We start from the raw sequence: 20,952 nt of genomic DNA, 5'->3' as shown, positions 1-20,952 counted from the left end.
TTGAAGCCCGGGCCGTGGATTCTACTCAACTTTAGTCTTTCGAGAAAGCATTGGGATCCTGGGCTATTAAAAAGAAGATCTTTTTATTTAGAGATCTGTTCTATTGTGATCTCTTATTAGGATCGCGAACCCGTGTGGATAAGTCCGATCTCACAAAGAAGATCATGCAGTTAGAAAGGATCGTTTGCTGTGAATGATCGGTGATCCTGGACCGTATAAGCTGGGATCAGATCGCGACTTTATACACAGGCCAAAAACGACGCTACGGTTGTTCTTTGGATAACTACGGGTTAATACGAGCTTTTACCCTGAGTTATCCACATCTGTTCGCGCGATCTTTAATCGGTTTTGAGTAAATTTTTCCATTCCGCGAGCCAGATCTCGGCTGGATCCTCCGGAATGTCATGATCGAGGATGTTGATCTTGAGAGTTTCACCCAGCTGTTTTGCTCCGCAGGAGGTCACAGCGGCTTCGACTTTCTCTATTGCCCCGCAAAAGGTGTCATATTCACGACTGCCGATCCCTACTGCGCCAAAACGGACGTTTGACAGATCGGGCTGCTGTTCCAGCAGTTCATCATATAAAGGTTGCAGGTTATCCGGCAGATCGCCCGCGCCGTGCGTGGAGGTGATCAGCAGCCAGACCCCGTCAGTCGGGAGATCTTCCAGCAACGGGCCGTGCAGGGTTTCCGTAGAAAAGCCCGCCTCTTCCAGCTTTTCAGCCAGATGTTCCGCTACGTATTCTGCACCACCCAGGGTGCTGCCGCTGATAAGGGTAATGTCCGCCATTGATCGCTCGCCCAGATAAAGAGACGGCCATTGTACGCTGTGAACGAGCTGGGATCTACCTGTGGAAAATGTGGGAATGGATTTGCCCGATCACGGGCGGATGGTACGCATGATCGGGTTTTGCAGGGAGATCAGGGTCTCGGTGGACTGAATTTCATCGATTGTTTGGATCTTGTTGATAAGTACCTGCTGGAGCGCGTCGATGGATCGGCACATGACTTTAATAAAGATGCTGTAGTGCCCGGTGGTGTAGTACGCCTCGGTGACTTCATCCAGCGCGTTCAGTTTCGCCAGGGCGGAAGGGTAGTCTTTGGCGCTTTTAAGAATGATGCCGATGAAGCAGCAGACGTCGTAACCCAGCTGCTTCGGGCTGACGTCAATGCGAGCACCGGTAATGATCCCTGCCTGCTTCATCTTCTCTACGCGAACGTGAATGGTTCCCGGGCTGACGCCAAACTGTTTCGCCAGTTCGGCGTAGGCGGTACGGGCATTGGCCATTAACGCCTCCAGAATGCCGCGGTCAAGATTGTCGATCTGATAATTTTCCATAGCTTTTTCTTATGAAGATTAATGAATCACTCTATTCTAGCGCCTTATTTTATCGAATCAAAAGTGAAGACGGCTTTTTGTTGATGGGTTATTGAATAAGGTGTCATTTCTGTTGCTTAATCAATATCAACAGGACGCAGGAGTATAAATAATGAAAACCGCTTACATCGCAAAACAACGCCAGATCAGTTTCGTAAAATCCCATTTTTCCCGCCAGCTGGAAGAGAAGCTTGGGCTGATTGAAGTCCAGGCGCCGATCCTCAGCCGCGTGGGTGACGGGACGCAGGATAACCTCTCTGGATGCGAAAAAGCGGTACAGGTGAAAGTGAAAACACTGCCAGATGCTCAGTTCGAAGTGGTTCATTCACTGGCGAAATGGAAGCGTCAGACCCTGGGACAACACGACTTCAGCGCGGGCGAAGGGCTCTACACGCACATGAAAGCCCTTCGCCCCGATGAAGACCGCCTTTCTCCGATTCATTCCGTTTATGTTGACCAGTGGGACTGGGAGCGCGTGATGGGTGATGGCGAGCGTCATGTCGGCACGCTGAAATCCACCGTTGAGGCGATCTACGCCGGGATCAAAGCAACCGAAGCGGCCGTAAGCAAAGCGTTTGGTCTGGCACCGTTCCTGCCGGATACGATCCACTTTGTGCACAGCCAGGAATTGCTGACCCGTTTCCCGGATCTGGATGCCAAAGGCCGCGAGCGCGCGATTGCTAAAGAGCTGGGTGCGGTGTTCCTGATTGGGATCGGCGGCAAGCTGTCTGACGGTAAGCGCCATGACGTTCGTGCGCCAGATTATGATGACTGGAGCACCACCGGTGAGGGTGAATTTGCCGGTCTGAACGGCGATATTCTGGTCTGGAACCCGGTACTGGAAGACGCATTCGAGCTTTCTTCTATGGGGATCCGCGTGGATGCTGACGCGCTGAAGCGCCAGCTGGCGGTGACCGGTGATGAAGATCGTCTCAAACTGGAGTGGCACCAGGCGCTGCTGCGTGGGGAGATGCCGCAGACGATTGGCGGCGGTATCGGCCAGTCCCGTCTGACCATGCTGCTACTTCAACTGCCCCATATTGGTCAGGTTCAGTGTGGCGTCTGGCCTCAGCAGGTTCGCGAAAGCGTCGGCTCTCTTCTGTAATTAACGCTGCCAGCGTCTGAGCAGGCGGCTACGCAACCCGGTATCAAAGCGCCAGATATGATCGAAGATGCGCATGATGCCGGGTTTTCCATGGGCGGACATCGCCACTGCATGAAAACGGTGCTGATGCACACGCTGTAATTCCTTCACTTTAGTTATCACGTCATCCGGCAGCCGCTGGGCGATAAAATCGGAAATCACCACCGCGTCAGCGTCGTACCAGTCGCCGCCCTGCATCCGCTCAACGATGCTGCGAAAACAGCTGGCCAGATCGGTGCCGCCGCGAAAACGCTGGCTCAGGAAGCGGATTGCATGCTCGATCCCCTGCTGGTTCGTCAGCTCATAGCCTACGACTTCGCTGGAGAACAGCATGATGAAGCAGCGACGACGATCGGCGAGCGCCACGCGCATCAGCGCCAGACAAAACGCTTTTGCACACTGCTCGTTAAACCCACCCATCGATCCGGATGTATCCACGCAAACGATGAAGGGTCCGCGCGGCTGTTCATCAAAATCCTGATGAACGACCGGACGCTGGCTGATTTTCTCGCGCCAGGCTTCACCGTGCAGCCGGTAGGTAAGGAGCTGTTTTTCCACCAGTCGACGGTAAAACTCATACTCCAGCTCGGTCATCCCCAGCGTGCTCAGCTCCGTGGGCAGCAGACGCAGAATATCATCGCTCTGCTGGAGCCCGTCGACCTGCTCCGGAACGGTGGCCGGTTCACGCACCAGGGTGCGGAAGGTTTCCATCGGGGCGTCTTTCTTTGGAACTGACTTCGCCTCCCTTGAGCGACCCAGCTGTTCTGCAAGCTTCATCAATTCGGGCTGCTGCGTCAGAAAATCGCCGTATTTGACGATCAACTGATAGTCCCCGCGCCGGAGCTGTCCGGCGCTCATATCCCAGAGACGTCCTGCCGCGTTCTCATTTTCCACCAGCACCTGCTCAAGCTGGCCGCTTAAGGTCATGCGTTCCTGAACTTCACTGAGCAGCTGTTCGCGCTCTTCATCCAGCAGCTGCTGGTTTAGCGTGGTGGCCTGCACCACCAGGCTGAGACGCCAGCGCTGTAAAAAGAGGGTGTGCAGTGCGGGAGTGAACGTGGCGTTGTCCGTGACCAGCCCCCGGGCCTGGCTGGCAAACGGGGAGTGGACCTTGTCGAGCAACGTCAGGGTTTGCGGAAGCTGGACGATAAACTGCGGCGTGGAGAGCCGCTGGCACTGCTGATAGCAGGCCACCTCTTCCGTTAACTCAGGCGGAACTTCGGTCTCCCTGAAGCGCTGACGCAAATTTTCGCGCCAGCGCGGAAGATCGTCCGTCATCGCCTTTTTGAGCTTCGGAAATTTTTCAAAGAAGGCTGCCAGCTGCGGCGAAGCCAGAAGGGTTATGACCACTTCTTCGATCAACCCTTCCTCGCTGACGGCCAGCATGACGTTAAGCGTATCCAGAGTTAGCATTGACGCGCCTGTTTAATCTGCGCGCTGACGTCCTGCAGGCTGGCTTCAATGCGACCTAACCAGTCGCTATGAATAAAGAGGCATTTTTGCTGCTCGCTAAAGCGGGTGTGCTGCTGGTGCCATTCGGTATCCAGCGCGTCCAGCTGCTGCTTAATCTCTTCGGGAACGCTGTCAGAGGCGGTTCCCGGAAGCGCGAGACGCGAGCCCTGCAGGCTGACGTCGCGGATCACCAGGTGCTGGCTGCTGTCCACTTCCATATTCAGCGGCTGCGCGAAACCGATGCCGTTGAGCTTTCCGCGGATCTCTCCGCCCTTATCCAGCCACTGCGCCAGCGCCTCGCGCTCAATCGTCACGTGCACCACCTGCATATCATGCAGCTTGAGCGGCTGCTGGAGCAGCAGGGTCAGCGTCGGGCTGGTGAGTTCGGCGGGTAATTCATAGTGCGGTTTGCGGGCGAACATCCCCCCCAGGCGATTCACTTTCAGCGCGGTTTTATCACTTTGCTGCTGCTGAAGCTGGATACGCCGCTGGGCAATCGCCCCCAGCTGGTTGAGCATCGCCTGCTGTCCCCACGCGTGTCCGGTCATCAAAACGTCAAGCTGCTGCTGCATCAGATTCATGCCTTCCGCGTCGTGCCAGAGGCAATCTTTCAGCAGGATCAGATCGATGGGGGCAACAGCATCGCGGCCGCTAAATAGGGCGCTGGCCTGCAGGAGGCGGATCGCTTTTTTCCAGCGGCGATCGGAGACATAGGGCGCAGAAGGAAGATGATCAAGCTGCTGACGCAGCAGATAGATCAGCTCGAATACCGCGTCCGGCAATGTGATTTTGCCAATATCCTGCTGCCACTGGTAATACTCTTCATCCGTCACCTGCAGCGAAGCGGATACCGGGTTTTCACTTTCATCCTGCTGGCTGATCAGCATGGAGCGGAAGTTAGACTTATCCTGTACTTTGTCCAGCCACAGGCGGATGAGCATACGGTCATACAGCGCTTCCAGGCTGCTGTCGGCTTCGGGCAGTTCGTTAGAGGCGGCCACCAGCAGGCGCATCGGGATTTTCTCTTCACTGGCGCCGTTACGGAACCGACGTTCGTTTATCGCCGTGAGCAGGGTGTTCAGAATGGCCGGTCCCGCTTTCCAGATCTCATCAAGAAAGACAATTTCTGCCTCAGGCAGATACCCCGCCGTCAAACGCTCGTAGCGCCCTTCATCTTTCAGCGCCTGAATGGAAAGGGGGCCAAACACCTCTTCCGGGGTAGAAAAGCGGGTCATCAGGTATTCAAACGCGCGGGCGTTCTGAAAAGCAAACTTAAGCCTGCGGGCAATCAGGCTTTTGGCGATGCCCGGTGGCCCAAGCAGAAACACGCTTTCACCGCTCAACGCCGCCAGTAAACAGAGGCGAATGGCGTGGCTACGCTCGAAAAGGCCTTTCTCCAGCGCGCTGCTGAGGCGGGAAATTCTTTCTGCTAATAAATGTGAGTGAGCCATAATAGTTTTGCATCCTTTCGCCGTCGTGGCGGCCAATTGAAGCGAGTATAGACGTTTCAGTCAGGGCTGGTAATAGACTGAAGTGCGGCGCAATTTTCTTTGCGCTACATTAATGCGGTTGCATTTAGGGGTACGATTTTGCATTGAATCGTGCATACTGTGCGCTTTTTGTGGGCCAAGGGACCAGGAACACATTTGTTATTCAAACGAAAAGACTAGTCTATGAGCACTGATAATAAGCAATCATTACCCGCAATAACGCTTGCGGCGATCGGGGTTGTCTACGGTGATATTGGCACCAGCCCGCTTTATACGCTTCGTGAATGTCTGTCCGGCCAGTTTGGCTTTGGTGTTGAGCGCGATGCCGTATTTGGCTTCCTGTCCCTCATCTTCTGGCTGCTGATCCTGGTGGTTTCTGTTAAATATCTTTCCTTCGTTATGCGCGCTGATAACGCGGGCGAAGGCGGTATCCTGACCCTGATGTCCCTTGCAGGGCGCAACACCTCCGCCAGAATGACCTCCGTGCTGGTGATTATCGGCCTGATTGGCGGCAGCTTCTTCTATGGAGAGGTGGTTATTACGCCCGCGATTTCGGTCCTCTCGGCGATAGAGGGGCTGGAGATTATCGCGCCGCAGCTTGATACGTGGGTGGTCCCGCTGGCGATAATCGTGCTGACGCTGCTGTTTGTGATCCAGAAGCACGGTACCGGGCTGGTGGGTAAACTGTTTGCACCAATTATGCTGGCCTGGTTCCTGATCCTGGCCGCGCTTGGCTTGCGCAGCATTATTGCTAACCCGGAAGTGCTGCATGCGCTGAACCCCTACTGGGCCGTGCATTTCTTCCTCGAATACAAAGTGGTTTCCTTCGTGGCGCTGGGGGCGGTCGTGCTCTCCATCACCGGCGTTGAAGCGCTGTATGCTGACATGGGTCACTTCGGGAAACTGCCTATCCGCGTGGCCTGGTTTATTGTGGTGCTGCCGTCGCTGGTGCTGAACTACTTTGGCCAGGGCGCGCTGTTGCTCAAAAATCCGGAAGCGATAAAGAACCCGTTCTTCCTGCTGGCGCCTGACTGGGCGCTGGTGCCGATGCTGATCCTGGCGACGCTGGCGACCGTCATTGCCTCTCAGGCGGTGATTTCCGGCGTGTTTTCTCTGACGCGCCAGGCCGTGCGTCTGGGGTATCTCTCGCCGATGCGCATCATCCATACTTCAGAGATGGAGTCGGGCCAGATCTACATCCCGTTCGTTAACTGGCTGCTCTATTTCGCGGTTGTGATTGTTATCGTCAGCTTCGAGCACTCCAGTAACCTGGCGGCGGCGTACGGTATTGCAGTAACCGGTACGATGGTGCTGACATCGCTTCTCTCCACTACGGTGGCGTACCGAAACTGGCACTGGAATAAATTCCTCGTGGCGATGATTCTGGTGGGCTTCCTGTGTATTGACGTGCCGCTGTTCTCCGCGAACCTCGACAAGATTGTCTCCGGCGGCTGGCTGCCACTGACGCTGGGTCTGGTGATGTTCATCGTCATGACCACCTGGAAAAGCGAGCGTTTCCGCCTGCTGCGGCGCATGCATGAGCACGGGAATTCTCTGGAGGCGATGATCGCTTCGCTGGAGAAATCTCCGCCGGTCCGCGTGCCGGGCACTGCGGTGTACATGTCTCGCGCCCTGAACGTCATCCCGTTCGCGCTGATGCATAACCTCAAGCACAACAAAGTGCTGCACGAGCGCGTGATCCTGCTGACGCTGCGCACCGAAGATGCGCCTTACGTTCATAACGTGCGTCGCGTGCAAATCGAGCAGCTCTCCCCGACATTCTGGCGCGTGGTGGCGAGCTACGGCTGGCGTGAAACGCCAAACGTGGAAGAGGTGTTCCACCGCTGCGGTCTGGAAGGGCTGAGCTGCCGGATGATGGAGACGTCGTTCTTTATGTCTCACGAGTCGCTGATCATCGGCAAGCGCCCGTGGTATTTGCGCCTGCGCGGCAAGCTGTACCTGATCCTGCAGCGTAACGCCCTGCGCGCGCCTGACCAGTTTGAGATCCCGCCTAACCGCGTGATAGAGCTGGGTACGCAGGTCGAGATTTAAGTCCTTTCGAAAATGCCGGGTGGCGCTGCGCTTACCCGGCCTACCAAACCCGTAGGCCCGTGCAAGCGAAGCGCCGGCGGGCAATTTCTCCCATCAATATTTCACTTAGCGAAACGTTTCGACGTCGATCACAAATCTGTTACGTCATGGTGGTTTTCTGAACATTTCTGAGGCTACACTTCTTTTAGCGAAACGTTTCGCTAGTGGAGCAAGAAAATGAAGAAAGGCACTGTACTCAACTCAGAAATCTCATCGGTTATTTCCCGTCTTGGGCATACCGATACGCTGGTGGTTTGCGATGCAGGCTTACCGGTTCCGCGCAGCACAACCCGTATCGATATGGCGTTAACGCAGGGCGTACCTTCGTTTATGCAGGTACTGGACGTGGTGACCGCGGAGATGCAGGTTGAGGCGGCCATTCTCGCGGCGGAAATCAAACAACATAATCCGCAACTCCACGAAACGTTGCTCAGCCATCTTGAGCAGCTGCAACAACACCAGGGAAACACCATCGAAATTCGTTACACAACGCACGAACAATTCAAACAACAAACCGCAGACAGTCAGGCGGTGATTCGCAGCGGGGAGTGTTCCCCGTATGCGAATATCATTCTCTGTGCTGGCGTCACCTTCTGAGGCCATCATGGACGCATTACTGCAACTCAAAGGGATCGATAAGTCGTTCCCGGGCGTAAAAGCCCTCTCCGGCGCGGCGCTGAACGTTTATCCCGGGCGCGTAATGGCGCTGGTGGGCGAAAACGGCGCCGGCAAATCCACCATGATGAAAGTGCTGACCGGTATCTATCAACGCGATGCCGGTTCACTCCTCTGGCTGGGTAAAGAAACCACCTTCACTGGCCCGAAATCTTCTCAGGAAGCGGGTATCGGCATTATTCACCAGGAGCTGAACCTGATCCCACAGCTCACCATTGCGGAGAACATCTTCCTCGGCCGTGAGTTCGTGAATCGCTTCGGTAAGATCGACTGGAAAACCATGTATGCCGAAGCCGACAAGCTGCTGGCGAAGCTGAACCTGCGCTTTAAGAGCGACCGGCTGGTCGGCGATCTCTCCATCGGCGATCAGCAGATGGTGGAAATCGCGAAGGTGCTGAGCTTTGAGTCGAAGGTCATCATTATGGATGAACCGACCGACGCCCTGACCGATACCGAAACCGAATCCCTGTTCCGCGTTATCCGCGAGCTGAAATCGCAGGGGCGCGGGATTGTCTATATTTCTCACCGCATGAAAGAGATCTTTGAAATCTGCGATGACGTCACCGTCTTCCGCGACGGGCAGTTTATTGCCGAGCGCGAAGTGGCCACGCTGACCGAAGATACGCTCATCGAAATGATGGTGGGACGTAAGCTGGAAGATCAGTATCCGCATCTGGATAAAGCGCCGGGTGAGATCCGCCTGAAGGTGGACAACCTCTGCGGTCCGGGTGTGAACGACGTCACCTTTACCCTGCGCCAGGGCGAGATCCTGGGCGTGGCGGGCCTGATGGGCGCGGGACGTACCGAGCTGATGAAAGTGTTGTACGGCGCACTGCCGCGCACCAGCGGTTATGTCACCCTCGACGGCCATGAAGTGGTCACCCGTTCCCCGCAGGATGGTCTGGCGAACGGCATCGTCTATATCTCCGAAGACCGCAAACGCGACGGCTTAGTGCTGGGCATGTCGGTAAAAGAGAACATGTCCCTCACCGCGCTGCGCTATTTCAGCCACAGCGGCGGCAGCCTGAAGCATAAAGACGAGCAGCAGGCGGTCAGCGATTTCATCCGTCTCTTTAACGTTAAAACCCCGTCGATGGAGCAGGCGATTGGCCTGTTGTCCGGCGGGAATCAGCAGAAAGTGGCGATTGCGCGCGGGCTGATGACGCGCCCGAAAGTGTTGATCCTCGACGAGCCAACCCGCGGCGTGGACGTGGGGGCGAAAAAAGAGATCTATCAGCTGATTAACCAGTTCAAGGCCGACGGTCTGAGCATCATTCTGGTCTCTTCCGAGATGCCAGAAGTATTAGGCATGAGCGATCGTATTATCGTCATGCATGAAGGGCATCTCGGCGGTGAATTCACTCGCGAGCAGGCCACCCAGGAAGTTCTGATGGCTGCCGCTGTGGGCAAGCTTAATCGCGTGAATCAGGAGTAAGAAGATGACAACCCAGGCTGTTTCTGGTCGCCGCTATTTCACAAAGGCGTGGCTGATGGAGCAAAAATCGCTGATTGCCCTGCTGGTGCTGATCGCGATTGTGTCGACCATGAGCCCGAATTTCTTCACCGTAAATAACCTGTTCAACATTCTGCAGCAGACGTCGGTGAACGCCATTATGGCGGTCGGCATGACGCTGGTGATTTTGACCTCAGGGATCGATCTGTCCGTCGGTTCCCTGCTGGCCCTCACCGGCGCGATCGCCGCTTCGCTTGTCGGGATTGAAGTTAACGCGCTGGTGGCCGTGGCCGCGGCCCTGGCGGCAGGCGCGGCGATTGGCGCCGTCACCGGCGTGATTGTGGCAAAAGGCCGCGTTCAGGCGTTCATCGCAACCCTGGTGATGATGCTGCTGCTGCGCGGGGTGACCATGGTTTATACCAACGGCAGCCCGGTCAATACTGGCTTCACCGATAACGCCGATCTGTTTGGCTGGTTCGGTATCGGTCGCCCGCTGGGCGTCCCGACCCCGGTCTGGATCATGGCTATCGTCTTCCTGGCGGCGTGGTACATGCTGCACCATACCCGTCTGGGTCGTTACATCTATGCGCTGGGCGGTAACGAAGCGGCAACGCGCCTGTCCGGGATTAGCGTTAATAAAGTCAAAGTCATCGTGTATTCCCTGTGCGGTCTGCTGGCGTCACTGGCGGGCATCATCGAAGTGGCGCGCCTCTCTTCCGCGCAGCCGACGGCGGGTACGGGGTATGAGCTGGATGCCATTGCAGCAGTGGTTCTGGGCGGTACGAGTCTGGCGGGCGGTAAAGGTCGCATTGTTGGGACATTGATCGGCGCACTGATTCTCGGTTTCCTGAATAATGGTTTGAATTTGTTAGGTGTTTCCTCCTATTACCAGATGATCGTTAAGGCAGTGGTGATTTTGCTGGCGGTACTGGTAGACAACAAAAAACAGTAACTGACGACACTACAGGACATCTTAGATATGAACATGAAAAAACTGGCTACCCTGGTTTCCGCTGTCGCGCTGAGCGCAACCGTAAGTGCTAACGCCATGGCGAAAGATACCATCGCGCTGGTTGTCTCTACGCTGAACAACCCGTTCTTCGTCTCCCTGAAGGACGGTGCGCAGAAAGAAGCGGATAAACTGGGCTATAACCTGGTGGTACTGGATTCACAGAACAACCCGGCGAAAGAGCTGGCTAACGTTCAGGACTTAACCGTTCGTGGCACCAAGATTCTGCTGATCAACCCAACCGATTCTGATGCCGTAGGCAACGCCGTGAAGATGGCAAACCAGGCAAAAATTCCGGTGATCACCCTGGACCGTCAGGCAACCAAAGGCGACGTGGTGAGCCATATCGCGTCTGACAACGTGCTGGGCGGCAAAATCGCGGGTGACTACATTGCGAAGAAAGCAGGCGAAGGCGCGAAAGTTATCGAACTGCAGGGGATTGCCGGTACGTCTGCCGCCCGCGAGCGTGGCGAAGGCTTCCAGCAGGCGGTTGCAGCGCATAAATTCAACGTACTGGCCAGTCAGCCTGCGGACTTCGACCGTACTAAAGGTCTGAACGTCATGCAGAACCTGCTGACCGCACATCCTGACGTACAGGCGGTCTTCGCGCAGAACGACGAAATGGCGCTGGGCGCGCTGCGTGCCCTGCAGACTGCAGGTAAATCTGATGTGATGGTTGTCGGATTTGACGGCACGCCGGATGGTGAAAAAGCAGTAAACGATGGCAAACTGGCTGCGACCATCGCTCAGCTGCCTGAGCAGATTGGCGCCACTGGCGTTGAAACTGCCGACAAAGTGCTGAAGGGCGAAAAAGTTCAGGCTAAATACCCTGTTGACCTGAAACTGGTTATCAAGCAGTAAAAGGCGAATCAGGTCGTCACTGGCGGCCTGAGGGACACCAATAAAGAAAAGTGTGGCATACGCCACCGGGTAACACCGGTGGCGCTCTCAGATGGACAACCCAACCATGAAAACCGCAGGCAACCTCGTCGTCCTTGGCAGTATCAATGCCGATCACATTCTTAACCTTGAATCGTTCCCTGCACCGGGCGAAACCGTCACGGGTAGCCAGTATCAGGTCGCTTTTGGCGGTAAAGGGGCAAACCAGGCCGTTGCCGCTGGCCGCAGCGGAGCGAATATTGCGTTTATTGCCTGCACGGGCGATGACGATACCGGTGAACGCGTACGCAAGCAGCTGGCAAGCGACAACATTGATATCGCACCGGTCAGCGTTGTTGCAGGGGAGTCTACCGGCGTGGCGCTGATTTTCGTCAACGCAGAAGGTGAGAATGTTATCGGTATTCATGCTGGCGCTAATGCAGCGTTGACGACGGAGCGCGTAGAAGCGCAACGTGCACTCATCGCCGGAGCGGAAGCCCTGCTCATGCAGCTGGAGTCACCGGTTGAAAGCGTGCTGGCCGCGGCCAACATCGCGCATGAAAATCATACCACTGTCGTACTTAATCCGGCCCCTGCCCGTGTATTATCTGACGAGCTGCTGGCGCTGGTGGACATCATCACGCCGAACGAAACCGAAGCTGAAAAGCTGACGGGCATTCGTGTTGAAAACGATGATGATGCCGCGCGAGCCGCGCGTGCGCTGCACGACAAAGGCATCGGAACGGTGATCATCACCCTGGGCAGCCGTGGGGTATGGGCAAGCGTAAACGGTGAAGGCCGTCGCGTGCCGGGCTTTAAGGTGAAGGCGATTGATACCATTGCAGCGGGAGATACCTTCAATGGTGCACTGGTGACCGCGCTGCTGGAAGGCAAGAGTATGGATGATGCGATCCGCTTCGCGCATGCGGCTGCCGCGATTGCGGTGACGCGCAAGGGCGCTCAGCCTTCCGTTCCGTGGCGTAAAGAGATCGATGAATTCTTAAGTCAGCAGGGGTAACGCTTGGCCACAATGAAAGATGTCGCTCGCCTGGCGGGCGTTTCTACCTCGACGGTGTCTCACGTCATTAATAACGATCGCTTCGTCAGCGAGGCGATTCGGGAAAAAGTCGAAGCGGCAGTAAAAGATCTCAACTATGCGCCGTCTGCGCTGGCGCGCAGCCTTAAGCTCAATCAGACGCGTACGATCGGTATGCTGATCACCGCCAGTACCAATCCCTTTTATTCTGAGCTGGTTCGTGGCGTGGAGCGCAGCTGCTTCGAGCGTGGCTACAGCCTGGTGCTGTGCAATACCGAAGGGGACGAGCAGCGCATGAACCGTAACCTGGAAACGCTGATGCAAAAACGCGTCGACGGGCTACTGCTGCTGTGTACCGAAACGCACCAGCCCTCGAAAGAGATTATCCAGCGCTACCCCTCCATTCCCACGGTGATGATGGACTGGGCGCCGTTCGACGGCACCAGCGATCTTATTCAGGATAACTCCCTGCTGGGGGGCGATATGGCCACCCAGTATCTCATCGATAAAGGCTATACCCGCATCGCCTGTATTACCGGTCCGCTGGACAAAACCCCGGCGCGTTTGCGACTGGAAGGGTATCTCGCCGCGATGGCGCGGGCGGGCCTTTCGGTGCCGGAAGGGTACCGTATTACCGGTGATTTTGAGTTTCACGGTGGTTTTGAAGCGATGCAGACGCTGCTGGCGCAGCCGCAGCGTCCGCAGGCGGTGTTTATCGGCAACGACGCCATGGCGTTTGGCGCCTATCAGGCGTTATATCAGGCCGGTTTGCGTGTTCCCGACGATATGGCGGTAATCGGCTACGATGATATTGAGCTGGCCAGCTATATGACGCCGCCGCTCACTACCATCCATCAGCCAAAAGATGAGCTGGGCGAGCTGGCCATCGATGTGTTGATCCACCGAATGGCTCAGCCCACGCTGCAGCAGCAACGCCTGCAGCTTACTCCTGTTCTGATGGAACGGGGTTCGGTTTAGCTTTCGCCTTATGGCGTTCTTTTATCAGGTTACGGCCATCTTTCGGTTTTAACAGCATAAAGACCAGCGCTGAAACGACGGTGAGTGCGCCCATGGTGATAAAGGTATAGTGGAACTGCTCGACGGTGTTCGCGCTGTCGAAACCTTCATAAAACCGCAGTACCGCCGCGCTCACGGCCACCCCTAAACTGATCGACAGCTGCTGGGTGACTGCCAGCACGCTGTTGCCGCTACTGGCGTTCTCGTCGGTCAGATCCGCAAGGGTGATGGTGTTCATTGATGTGAACTGCGTCGACATCGCCATGCCCAGCACAAACAGCGGCAGGATCAGCATCCAGACAGGAAGCGAGGCGGACTGCAGCGAGAACTGCGCAATCATCAGGCCAATAAAGACCGTCACGCCAACCAGCGTCTTGCGATAGCCAAACCAGCGTAGCACCTGCGTCACGGTCGATTTTGCCAGAATCGAGCCCATCGCCGTAGGGGCCATCATGCAGCCGGCAATCAGGGCCGGATAGCCGAAACCGACCTGCAGCATCAGTGGCATCAGGAACGGTACGCAGCCGGTTCCCAGACGCGAGGCAATGTTTCCCGCGATCCCGACGGAAAAGGTTCGGGTGTTGAAGAGCCCAAGAGAGATTAACGGCGTCGGGTGACGGCGCGCGTGACGTATATAAAAAAGGAACAGCAGAATCCCGGCGAGGATAACGGAGAGCGCCATCCATGTCGCGACGATCTTCTCGCCAAACAGCTCCATCCCGCTGGAGAAGAGCACCAGGCTCAGGCCAAACAGGAAAAAGCCCCCCATGTCGAAGCTGCGTCTTGGCGTGGTGAAGTTAGGCATATATTTGCGGGCATACAGCAGCCCCGCAACGCCAATCGGAATATTAATCAGGAAGATCCAGTGCCAGCTTGCCCAGGTGACAAACACGCCACCGAGTACCGGGCCAAGTATCGGGCCGACCAGTCCCGGCATGGTGACGAAGTTGAGCACGGGAAGCAGTTCGCTTCGAGGGTAGGCTCGTAATAAGGCAAGGCGCGCCACGGGCATCATCATCGCGCCGCCAATGCCCTGTAATACGCGGAAGATAACCAGTTCCGTTAAGGACGAGGAGAGCGCACAGGCCAGCGAACCGAGCGTAAAGAGTGTTACGGCCAGCATGAAAACTCTGCGGGTACCGAAGCGGTCGGCCAGCCAGCCGCTAACCGGAATTAACATTGCGACCGTCAGGGTGTAGCTGATGATGGCGGACTGCATCGCCAGCGGGGAGCGGTTAAGGCTTTGCGCAATAGCGGGAAGCGCGGTGTTGAGGATGGTGGCATCCAGTGCCTGCATAAAAAACGCCATGGCTGCAATCCACGGCAATCCGGCCATGCTGCGCGCTTTTTTCTTTGTCATCTATTTACCTGCTGGTGGGTTGGCGCAGCCAGTAATGCCTGGCACGCACTCAGGGCTCGCTGCCCGTCGCTTTCCTGAATGGCATCTACTATCGCCTGATGCAATTCCAGTTTTACCACGTCGTTTTGTGTAATAGAGGTAAAGTAAGTGTGGTACACCGAATGCAATAATGAGGCAAACGAGGTGAGGAACGGATTGGCGCTCATCATATAGATATGTTCATGCCAGGCCATATCGACTTCAACCCAGCGTTCGCGGTTGAAGTGTTTTTTCAGAAACACCATCTCTTCCATCAATGCGTTAAGCTGCGCTTTTTGCTCTGCCGTGCCAAGCGTGGCGGCAAGCAGACATGCCTGAGGTTCAAGACTGCTGCGCATCACCAGAAAGTGATCGACAACCTGATGAAAGTTATCTTCCGTCATCCACCAGGAGAGCAGCTCCTGATCGAGAAAATTCCAGTTACTCTGTGGCATCACGCGTGTGCCAATACGCGGGCGTGGAAGCACCATACCTTTTGCCGTCAGGGTTTTCACCGCCTCGCGAACCGCGGTACGGCTCACCCCAAACTGCTCACCCAGCTCCATTTCACCCGGCAGGATGCTACCCGGGGCATATTTACCCGCTAAAATTCGCTGAGCCAGCTTTTCTGCCAGCACATACGACAGGTTTTTTTGGGCGGCCAGCTGTTGCGCGCTTAATGGCATCGCTTTTATTCCTTAAAGATTCATGCTGATAATTATGCCACCGCGAATGTGATTGTGGTTGCAGATACATCAAATAGAACAATTTGTAGCTTGATTTCACCTCTATTGGTGAAAAAAAACGCGGATGGAAACTTTTTTTAAATTTCCTCTTGTCACATCAGAATAACTCCCTATAATGCGCCTCCACTGACACGGAACAACGGCACACACGCCGCCGGGTCAGCAGAGAATAGCGAAAATAAACGCTTGACTCTGAAGCGGGAAAGCGTAATATGCACACCCCGCGCCGCAGCGAAAACGAAGCGGCACTGCTCTTTAACAATTTATCAGACAATCTGTGTGGGCACTCAAAGTGACATGGATTCTTAATGTCTTCGGACAATAAATGAATACCAAGTCTCTGAGTGAACATGCGTAATTCATTACGAAGTTTAATTCACGAGCATCAAACTTAAATTGAAGAGTTTGATCATGGCTCAGATTGAACGCTGGCGGCAGGCCTAACACATGCAAGTCGAGCGGCAGCGGAAAGTAGCTTGCTACTTTGCCGGCGAGCGGCGGACGGGTGAGTAATGTCTGGGAAACTGCCTGATGGAGGGGGATAACTACTGGAAACGGTAGCTAATACCGCATAACGTCGCAAGACCAAAGAGGGGGACCTTCGGGCCTCTTGCCATCAGATGTGCCCAGATGGGATTAGCTAGTAGGTGGGGTAACGGCTCACCTAGGCGACGATCCCTAGCTGGTCTGAGAGGATGACCAGCCACACTGGAACTGAGACACGGTCCAGACTCCTACGGGAGGCAGCAGTGGGGAATATTGCACAATGGGCGCAAGCCTGATGCAGCCATGCCGCGTGTATGAAGAAGGCCTTCGGGTTGTAAAGTACTTTCAGCGGGGAGGAAGGCGGTGAGGTTAATAACCTCATCGATTGACGTTACCCGCAGAAGAAGCACCGGCTAACTCCGTGCCAGCAGCCGCGGTAATACGGAGGGTGCAAGCGTTAATCGGAATTACTGGGCGTAAAGCGCACGCAGGCGGTCTGTCAAGTCGGATGTGAAATCCCCGGGCTCAACCTGGGAACTGCATTCGAAACTGGCAGGCTAGAGTCTTGTAGAGGGGGGTAGAATTCCAGGTGTAGCGGTGAAATGCGTAGAGATCTGGAGGAATACCGGTGGCGAAGGCGGCCCCCTGGACAAAGACTGACGCTCAGGTGCGAAAGCGTGGGGAGCAAACAGGATTAGATACCCTGGTAGTCCACGCCGTAAACGATGTCGACTTGGAGGTTGTGCCCTTGAGGCGTGGCTTCCGGAGCTAACGCGTTAAGTCGACCGCCTGGGGAGTACGGCCGCAAGGTTAAAACTCAAATGAATTGACGGGGGCCCGCACAAGCGGTGGAGCATGTGGTTTAATTCGATGCAACGCGAAGAACCTTACCTACTCTTGACATCCAGAGAACTTTCCAGAGATGGATTGGTGCCTTCGGGAACTCTGAGACAGGTGCTGCATGGCTGTCGTCAGCTCGTGTTGTGAAATGTTGGGTTAAGTCCCGCAACGAGCGCAACCCTTATCCTTTGTTGCCAGCGGTTAGGCCGGGAACTCAAAGGAGACTGCCAGTGATAAACTGGAGGAAGGTGGGGATGACGTCAAGTCATCATGGCCCTTACGAGTAGGGCTACACACGTGCTACAATGGCGCATACAAAGAGAAGCGACCTCGCGAGAGCAAGCGGACCTCATAAAGTGCGTCGTAGTCCGGATTGGAGTCTGCAACTCGACTCCATGAAGTCGGAATCGCTAGTAATCGTAGATCAGAATGCTACGGTGAATACGTTCCCGGGCCTTGTACACACCGCCCGTCACACCATGGGAGTGGGTTGCAAAAGAAGTAGGTAGCTTAACCTTCGGGAGGGCGCTTACCACTTTGTGATTCATGACTGGGGTGAAGTCGTAACAAGGTAACCGTAGGGGAACCTGCGGTTGGATCACCTCCTTACCTTAAAGAACCTGCCTTTGCAGTGCTCACACAGATTGTCTGATGAAAAGTAAATAGCAAGGCGTCTTGCGATTGAGACTTCAGTGTCCCCTTCGTCTAGAGGCCCAGGACACCGCCCTTTCACGGCGGTAACAGGGGTTCGAATCCCCTAGGGGACGCCACTTGCTGGTTCGTGAGTGAAAGTCACCTGCCGTCATATCTCAAAACTGACTTGCGAGTCACGTTTGAGATATTTGCTCTTTAAAAATCTGGATCAAGCTGAAAATTGAAACGACACATCTTAAATGGTGTGTTCGAGTCTCTCAAATTTTCGCAATCAGAAGTGAAACATCTTCGGGTTGTGAGGTTAAGCGACTAAGCGTACACGGTGGATGCCCTGGCAGTCAGAGGCGATGAAGGACGTGCTAATCTGCGAAAAGCGCCGGCGAGGTGATATGAACCTTTGACCCGGCGATGTCCGAATGGGGAAACCCAGTGCAATTCGTTGCACTATCGTTAACTGAATACATAGGTTAACGAGGCGAACCGGGGGAACTGAAACATCTAAGTACCCCGAGGAAAAGAAATCAACCGAGATTCCCCCAGTAGCGGCGAGCGAACGGGGAGCAGCCCAGAGTCTGAATCAGCTTGTGTGTTAGTGGAAGCGTCTGGAAAGTCGCACGGTACAGGGTGACAGTCCCGTACACGAAAATGCACAGGTTGTGAACTCGAAGAGTAGGGCGGGACACGTGGTATCCTGTCTGAATATGGGGGGACCATCCTCCAAGGCTAAATACTCCTGACTGACCGATAGTGAACCAGTACCGTGAGGGAAAGGCGAAAAGAACCCCGGCGAGGGGAGTGAAATAGAACCTGAAACCGTGTACGTACAAGCAGTGGGAGCACCTTCGTGGTGTGACTGCGTACCTTTTGTATAATGGGTCAGCGACTTATATTCTGTAGCAAGGTTAACCGTATAGGGGAGCCGAAGGGAAACCGAGTCTTAACTGGGCGTTAAGTTGCAGGGTATAGACCCGAAACCCGGTGATCTAGCCATGGGCAGGTTGAAGGTTGGGTAACACTAACTGGAGGACCGAACCGACTAATGTTGAAAAATTAGCGGATGACTTGTGGCTGGGGGTGAAAGGCCAATCAAACCGGGAGATAGCTGGTTCTCCCCGAAAGCTATTTAGGTAGCGCCTCGTGAACTCATCTTCGGGGGTAGAGCACTGTTTCGGCTAGGGGGCCATCCCGGCTTACCAACCCGATGCAAACTACGAATACCGAAGAATGTTATCACGGGAGACACACGGCGGGTGCTAACGTCCGTCGTGAAGAGGGAAACAACCCAGACCGCCAGCTAAGGTCCCAAAGTCATGGTTAAGTGGGAAACGATGTGGGAAGGCACAGACAGCCAGGATGTTGGCTTAGAAGCAGCCATCATTTAAAGAAAGCGTAATAGCTCACTGGTCGAGTCGGCCTGCGCGGAAGATGTAACGGGGCTAAACCATGCACCGAAGCTGCGGCAGCGACACTATGTGTTGTTGGGTAGGGGAGCGTTCTGTAAGCCGTTGAAGGTGTGCTGTGAGGCATGCTGGAGGTATCAGAAGTGCGAATGCTGACATAAGTAACGATAAAGCGGGTGAAAAGCCCGCTCGCCGGAAGACCAAGGGTTCCTGTCCAACGTTAATCGGGGCAGGGTGAGTCGACCCCTAAGGCGAGGCCGAAAGGCGTAGTCGATGGGAAACAGGTTAATATTCCTGTACTTGGTGTTACTGCGAAGGGGGGACGGAGAAGGCTATGTTAGCCGGGCGACGGTTGTCCCGGTTTAAGCATGTAGGCGGAGGTTCCAGGTAAATCCGGTACCTTTTAACGCTGAGGTGTGATGACGAGGCACTACGGTGCTGAAGTAACAAATGCCCTGCTTCCAGGAAAAGCCTCTAAGCATCAGGTAACATTAAATCGTACCCCAAACCGACACAGGTGGTCAGGTAGAGAATACCAAGGCGCTTGAGAGAACTCGGGTGAAGGAACTAGGCAAAATGGTGCCGTAACTTCGGGAGAAGGCACGCTGATATGTAGGTGAAGCCCCTGCGGGTGGAGCTGAAATCAGTCGAAGATACCAGCTGGCTGCAACTGTTTATTAAAAACACAGCACTGTGCAAACACGAAAGTGGACGTATACGGTGTGACGCCTGCCCGGTGCCGGAAGGTTAATTGATGGGGTTAGCGGCAACGCGAAGCTCTTGATCGAAGCCCCGGTAAACGGCGGCCGTAACTATAACGGTCCTAAGGTAGCGAAATTCCTTGTCGGGTAAGTTCCGACCTGCACGAATGGCGTAATGATGGCCAGGCTGTCTCCACCCGAGACTCAGTGAAATTGAACTCGCTGTGAAGATGCAGTGTACCCGCGGCAAGACGGAAAGACCCCGTGAACCTTTACTATAGCTTGACACTGAACACTGGTCCTTGATGTGTAGGATAGGTGGGAGGCTTTGAAGTGTGGACGCCAGTCTGCATGGAGCCGTCCTTGAAATACCACCCTTTAATGGCTGGTGTTCTAACGTAGACCCGTGATCCGGGTTGCGGACAGTGTCTGGTGGGTAGTTTGACTGGGGCGGTCTCCTCCCAAAGAGTAACGGAGGAGCACGAAGGTTAGCTAATCCTGGTCGGACATCAGGAGGTTAGTGCAATGGCATAAGCTAGCTTGACTGCGAGAGTGACGGCTCGAGCAGGTGCGAAAGCAGGTCATAGTGATCCGGTGGTTCTGAATGGAAGGGCCATCGCTCAACGGATAAAAGGTACTCCGGGGATAACAGGCTGATACCGCCCAAGAGTTCATATCGACGGCGGTGTTTGGCACCTCGATGTCGGCTCATCACATCCTGGGGCTGAAGTAGGTCCCAAGGGTATGGCTGTTCGCCATTTAAAGTGGTACGCGAGCTGGGTTTAGAACGTCGTGAGACAGTTCGGTCCCTATCTGCCGTGGGCGCTGGAGAATTGAGGGGGGCTGCTCCTAGTACGAGAGGACCGGAGTGGACGCATCACTGGTGTTCGGGTTGTCATGCCAATGGCACTGCCCGGTAGCTAAATGCGGAAAAGATAAGTGCTGAAAGCATCTAAGCACGAAACTTGCCCCGAGATGAGTTCTCCCTGAGACTTTAAGTCTCCTGAAGGAACGTTGAAGACGACGACGTTGATAGGTCGGGTGTGTAAGCGCAGCGATGCGTTGAGCTAACCGATACTAATGAACCGTGAGGCTTAACCTTACAACGCCGAAGATGTTTTGGCG

General features: G+C 55.1%; 14 protein-coding genes, 1 tRNA gene and 2 rRNA genes. 11 read left to right on the top strand and 6 right to left on the bottom strand.

Annotation, left to right across the window (positions count from 1 at the left end; genetic code table 11):
• Nucleotides 1-338: 338 nt before the first annotated feature.
• Nucleotides 339-788 carry an FMN-binding protein MioC gene (gene mioC, locus ACMGGU_RS21345; protein WP_420300897.1) on the bottom strand — a complete coding sequence of 150 codons (450 nt, stop codon included), beginning with the start codon at nucleotides 786-788 and terminating at the stop codon, nucleotides 339-341.
• Between the two features lie 90 nt (nucleotides 789-878).
• Complete coding sequence (asnC, locus tag ACMGGU_RS21340) at nucleotides 879-1,337, bottom strand: transcriptional regulator AsnC (protein ID WP_008500198.1); 459 nt, start codon at nucleotides 1,335-1,337, stop codon at nucleotides 879-881.
• Nucleotides 1,338-1,488: 151 nt separating this feature from the next.
• On the opposite strand from asnC, the gene asnA reads away from it, so the two are divergent.
• Nucleotides 1,489-2,481 (top strand): aspartate--ammonia ligase, encoded by a 993-nt coding sequence (gene asnA, locus ACMGGU_RS21335; protein ID WP_420293977.1) that lies wholly within the window; start codon nucleotides 1,489-1,491, stop codon nucleotides 2,479-2,481.
• Here the strand turns inward: asnA and viaA are convergent, their stop codons facing one another.
• Together viaA and ravA are read right to left on the bottom strand one after the other, a co-directional pair.
• A complete protein-coding gene (gene viaA / locus ACMGGU_RS21330; protein WP_420300896.1) occupies nucleotides 2,482-3,933 on the bottom strand; it encodes an ATPase RavA stimulator ViaA in 1,452 nt (483 codons plus the stop codon).
• Nucleotides 3,927-5,423 (bottom strand): ATPase RavA, encoded by a 1,497-nt coding sequence (gene ravA, locus ACMGGU_RS21325; RefSeq protein ID WP_032675673.1) that lies wholly within the window; start codon nucleotides 5,421-5,423, stop codon nucleotides 3,927-3,929. The genes viaA and ravA overlap by 7 nt, the downstream gene beginning before the upstream one ends.
• Before the next feature lie 222 nt (nucleotides 5,424-5,645).
• On the opposite strand from ravA, the gene kup reads away from it, so the two are divergent.
• The 7 genes from kup to rbsR all read left to right on the top strand — a co-directional run bounded on the left by kup (nucleotide 5,646) and on the right by rbsR (nucleotide 13,583).
• Nucleotides 5,646-7,514 (top strand): low affinity potassium transporter Kup, encoded by a 1,869-nt coding sequence (gene kup / locus ACMGGU_RS21320; RefSeq protein ID WP_008500202.1) that lies wholly within the window; start codon nucleotides 5,646-5,648, stop codon nucleotides 7,512-7,514.
• Nucleotides 7,515-7,730: 216 nt separating this feature from the next.
• On the top strand, nucleotides 7,731-8,150 hold the full coding sequence (gene rbsD, locus ACMGGU_RS21315) for a D-ribose pyranase (protein WP_008503495.1): 420 nt from the start codon (nucleotides 7,731-7,733) through the stop codon (nucleotides 8,148-8,150).
• Nucleotides 8,151-8,157: 7 nt separating this feature from the next.
• Complete coding sequence (rbsA, locus tag ACMGGU_RS21310; protein WP_021242658.1) at nucleotides 8,158-9,663, top strand: ribose ABC transporter ATP-binding protein RbsA; 1,506 nt, start codon at nucleotides 8,158-8,160, stop codon at nucleotides 9,661-9,663.
• A 4-nt stretch (nucleotides 9,664-9,667) separates the two neighbouring features.
• Complete coding sequence (gene rbsC, locus ACMGGU_RS21305; RefSeq protein WP_021242657.1) at nucleotides 9,668-10,633, top strand: ribose ABC transporter permease; 966 nt, start codon at nucleotides 9,668-9,670, stop codon at nucleotides 10,631-10,633.
• 27 nt (nucleotides 10,634-10,660) lie between these two features.
• On the top strand, nucleotides 10,661-11,551 hold the full coding sequence (rbsB, locus tag ACMGGU_RS21300) for a ribose ABC transporter substrate-binding protein RbsB (protein ID WP_008503498.1): 891 nt from the start codon (nucleotides 10,661-10,663) through the stop codon (nucleotides 11,549-11,551).
• Nucleotides 11,552-11,657: 106 nt separating this feature from the next.
• A complete protein-coding gene (gene rbsK / locus ACMGGU_RS21295) occupies nucleotides 11,658-12,587 on the top strand; it encodes a ribokinase (RefSeq protein WP_196365604.1) in 930 nt (309 codons plus the stop codon).
• A gap of 3 nt (nucleotides 12,588-12,590) precedes the next feature.
• Nucleotides 12,591-13,583 carry a ribose operon transcriptional repressor RbsR gene (rbsR, locus tag ACMGGU_RS21290; RefSeq protein WP_074180468.1) on the top strand — a complete coding sequence of 331 codons (993 nt, stop codon included), beginning with the start codon at nucleotides 12,591-12,593 and terminating at the stop codon, nucleotides 13,581-13,583.
• On the opposite strand, the gene mdtD is transcribed toward rbsR, so the two are convergent.
• On the bottom strand, nucleotides 13,549-14,982 hold the full coding sequence (mdtD, locus tag ACMGGU_RS21285) for a multidrug transporter subunit MdtD (RefSeq protein WP_414455819.1): 1,434 nt from the start codon (nucleotides 14,980-14,982) through the stop codon (nucleotides 13,549-13,551). The genes rbsR and mdtD overlap by 35 nt on opposite strands.
• Nucleotides 14,979-15,686 (bottom strand): FadR/GntR family transcriptional regulator, encoded by a 708-nt coding sequence (locus tag ACMGGU_RS21280; RefSeq protein WP_420300895.1) that lies wholly within the window; start codon nucleotides 15,684-15,686, stop codon nucleotides 14,979-14,981. The genes mdtD and ACMGGU_RS21280 overlap by 4 nt, the downstream gene beginning before the upstream one ends.
• 453 nt (nucleotides 15,687-16,139) lie before the next feature.
• Here ACMGGU_RS21280 and ACMGGU_RS21275 point away from each other — a divergent pair.
• The 3 genes from ACMGGU_RS21275 to ACMGGU_RS21265 all read left to right on the top strand — a co-directional run bounded on the left by ACMGGU_RS21275 (nucleotide 16,140) and on the right by ACMGGU_RS21265 (nucleotide 20,929).
• Nucleotides 16,140-17,681, top strand: a 16S ribosomal RNA gene (locus ACMGGU_RS21275).
• A gap of 85 nt (nucleotides 17,682-17,766) precedes the next feature.
• Nucleotides 17,767-17,842 (top strand) — tRNA-Glu (locus ACMGGU_RS21270).
• Between the two features lie 183 nt (nucleotides 17,843-18,025).
• Nucleotides 18,026-20,929, top strand: a 23S ribosomal RNA gene (locus ACMGGU_RS21265).
• Together the 16S and 23S rRNA genes with 1 tRNA gene alongside form the textbook arrangement of a ribosomal RNA operon.
• The last annotated feature ends 23 nt before the right edge of the window (nucleotides 20,930-20,952 follow it).

It is taken from the genome of Enterobacter sp. BNK-8 (assembly GCF_048685095.1).
GTDB classification, from domain to species: domain Bacteria; phylum Pseudomonadota; class Gammaproteobacteria; order Enterobacterales; family Enterobacteriaceae; genus Enterobacter; species Enterobacter quasiroggenkampii.
Note: the sequence above shows the minus strand (reverse complement) of the source record. Positions and strands in the feature narration are given on the sequence as shown.

Coding starts and splice junctions, on each gene's coding strand:
- mioC (WP_420300897.1), bottom strand. CDS start 788: ATGGCGGACATTACCCTTATCAGCGGCAGCACCCTGGGTGGTGCAGAA.
- asnC (WP_008500198.1), bottom strand. CDS start 1,337: ATGGAAAATTATCAGATCGACAATCTTGACCGCGGCATTCTGGAGGCG.
- asnA (WP_420293977.1), top strand. CDS start 1,489: ATGAAAACCGCTTACATCGCAAAACAACGCCAGATCAGTTTCGTAAAA.
- viaA (WP_420300896.1), bottom strand. CDS start 3,933: ATGCTAACTCTGGATACGCTTAACGTCATGCTGGCCGTCAGCGAGGAA.
- ravA (WP_032675673.1), bottom strand. CDS start 5,423: ATGGCTCACTCACATTTATTAGCAGAAAGAATTTCCCGCCTCAGCAGC.
- kup (WP_008500202.1), top strand. CDS start 5,646: ATGAGCACTGATAATAAGCAATCATTACCCGCAATAACGCTTGCGGCG.
- rbsD (WP_008503495.1), top strand. CDS start 7,731: ATGAAGAAAGGCACTGTACTCAACTCAGAAATCTCATCGGTTATTTCC.
- rbsA (WP_021242658.1), top strand. CDS start 8,158: ATGGACGCATTACTGCAACTCAAAGGGATCGATAAGTCGTTCCCGGGC.
- rbsC (WP_021242657.1), top strand. CDS start 9,668: ATGACAACCCAGGCTGTTTCTGGTCGCCGCTATTTCACAAAGGCGTGG.
- rbsB (WP_008503498.1), top strand. CDS start 10,661: ATGAACATGAAAAAACTGGCTACCCTGGTTTCCGCTGTCGCGCTGAGC.
- rbsK (WP_196365604.1), top strand. CDS start 11,658: ATGAAAACCGCAGGCAACCTCGTCGTCCTTGGCAGTATCAATGCCGAT.
- mdtD (WP_414455819.1), bottom strand. CDS start 14,982: ATGACAAAGAAAAAAGCGCGCAGCATGGCCGGATTGCCGTGGATTGCA.
- ACMGGU_RS21280 (WP_420300895.1), bottom strand. CDS start 15,686: ATGCCATTAAGCGCGCAACAGCTGGCCGCCCAAAAAAACCTGTCGTAT.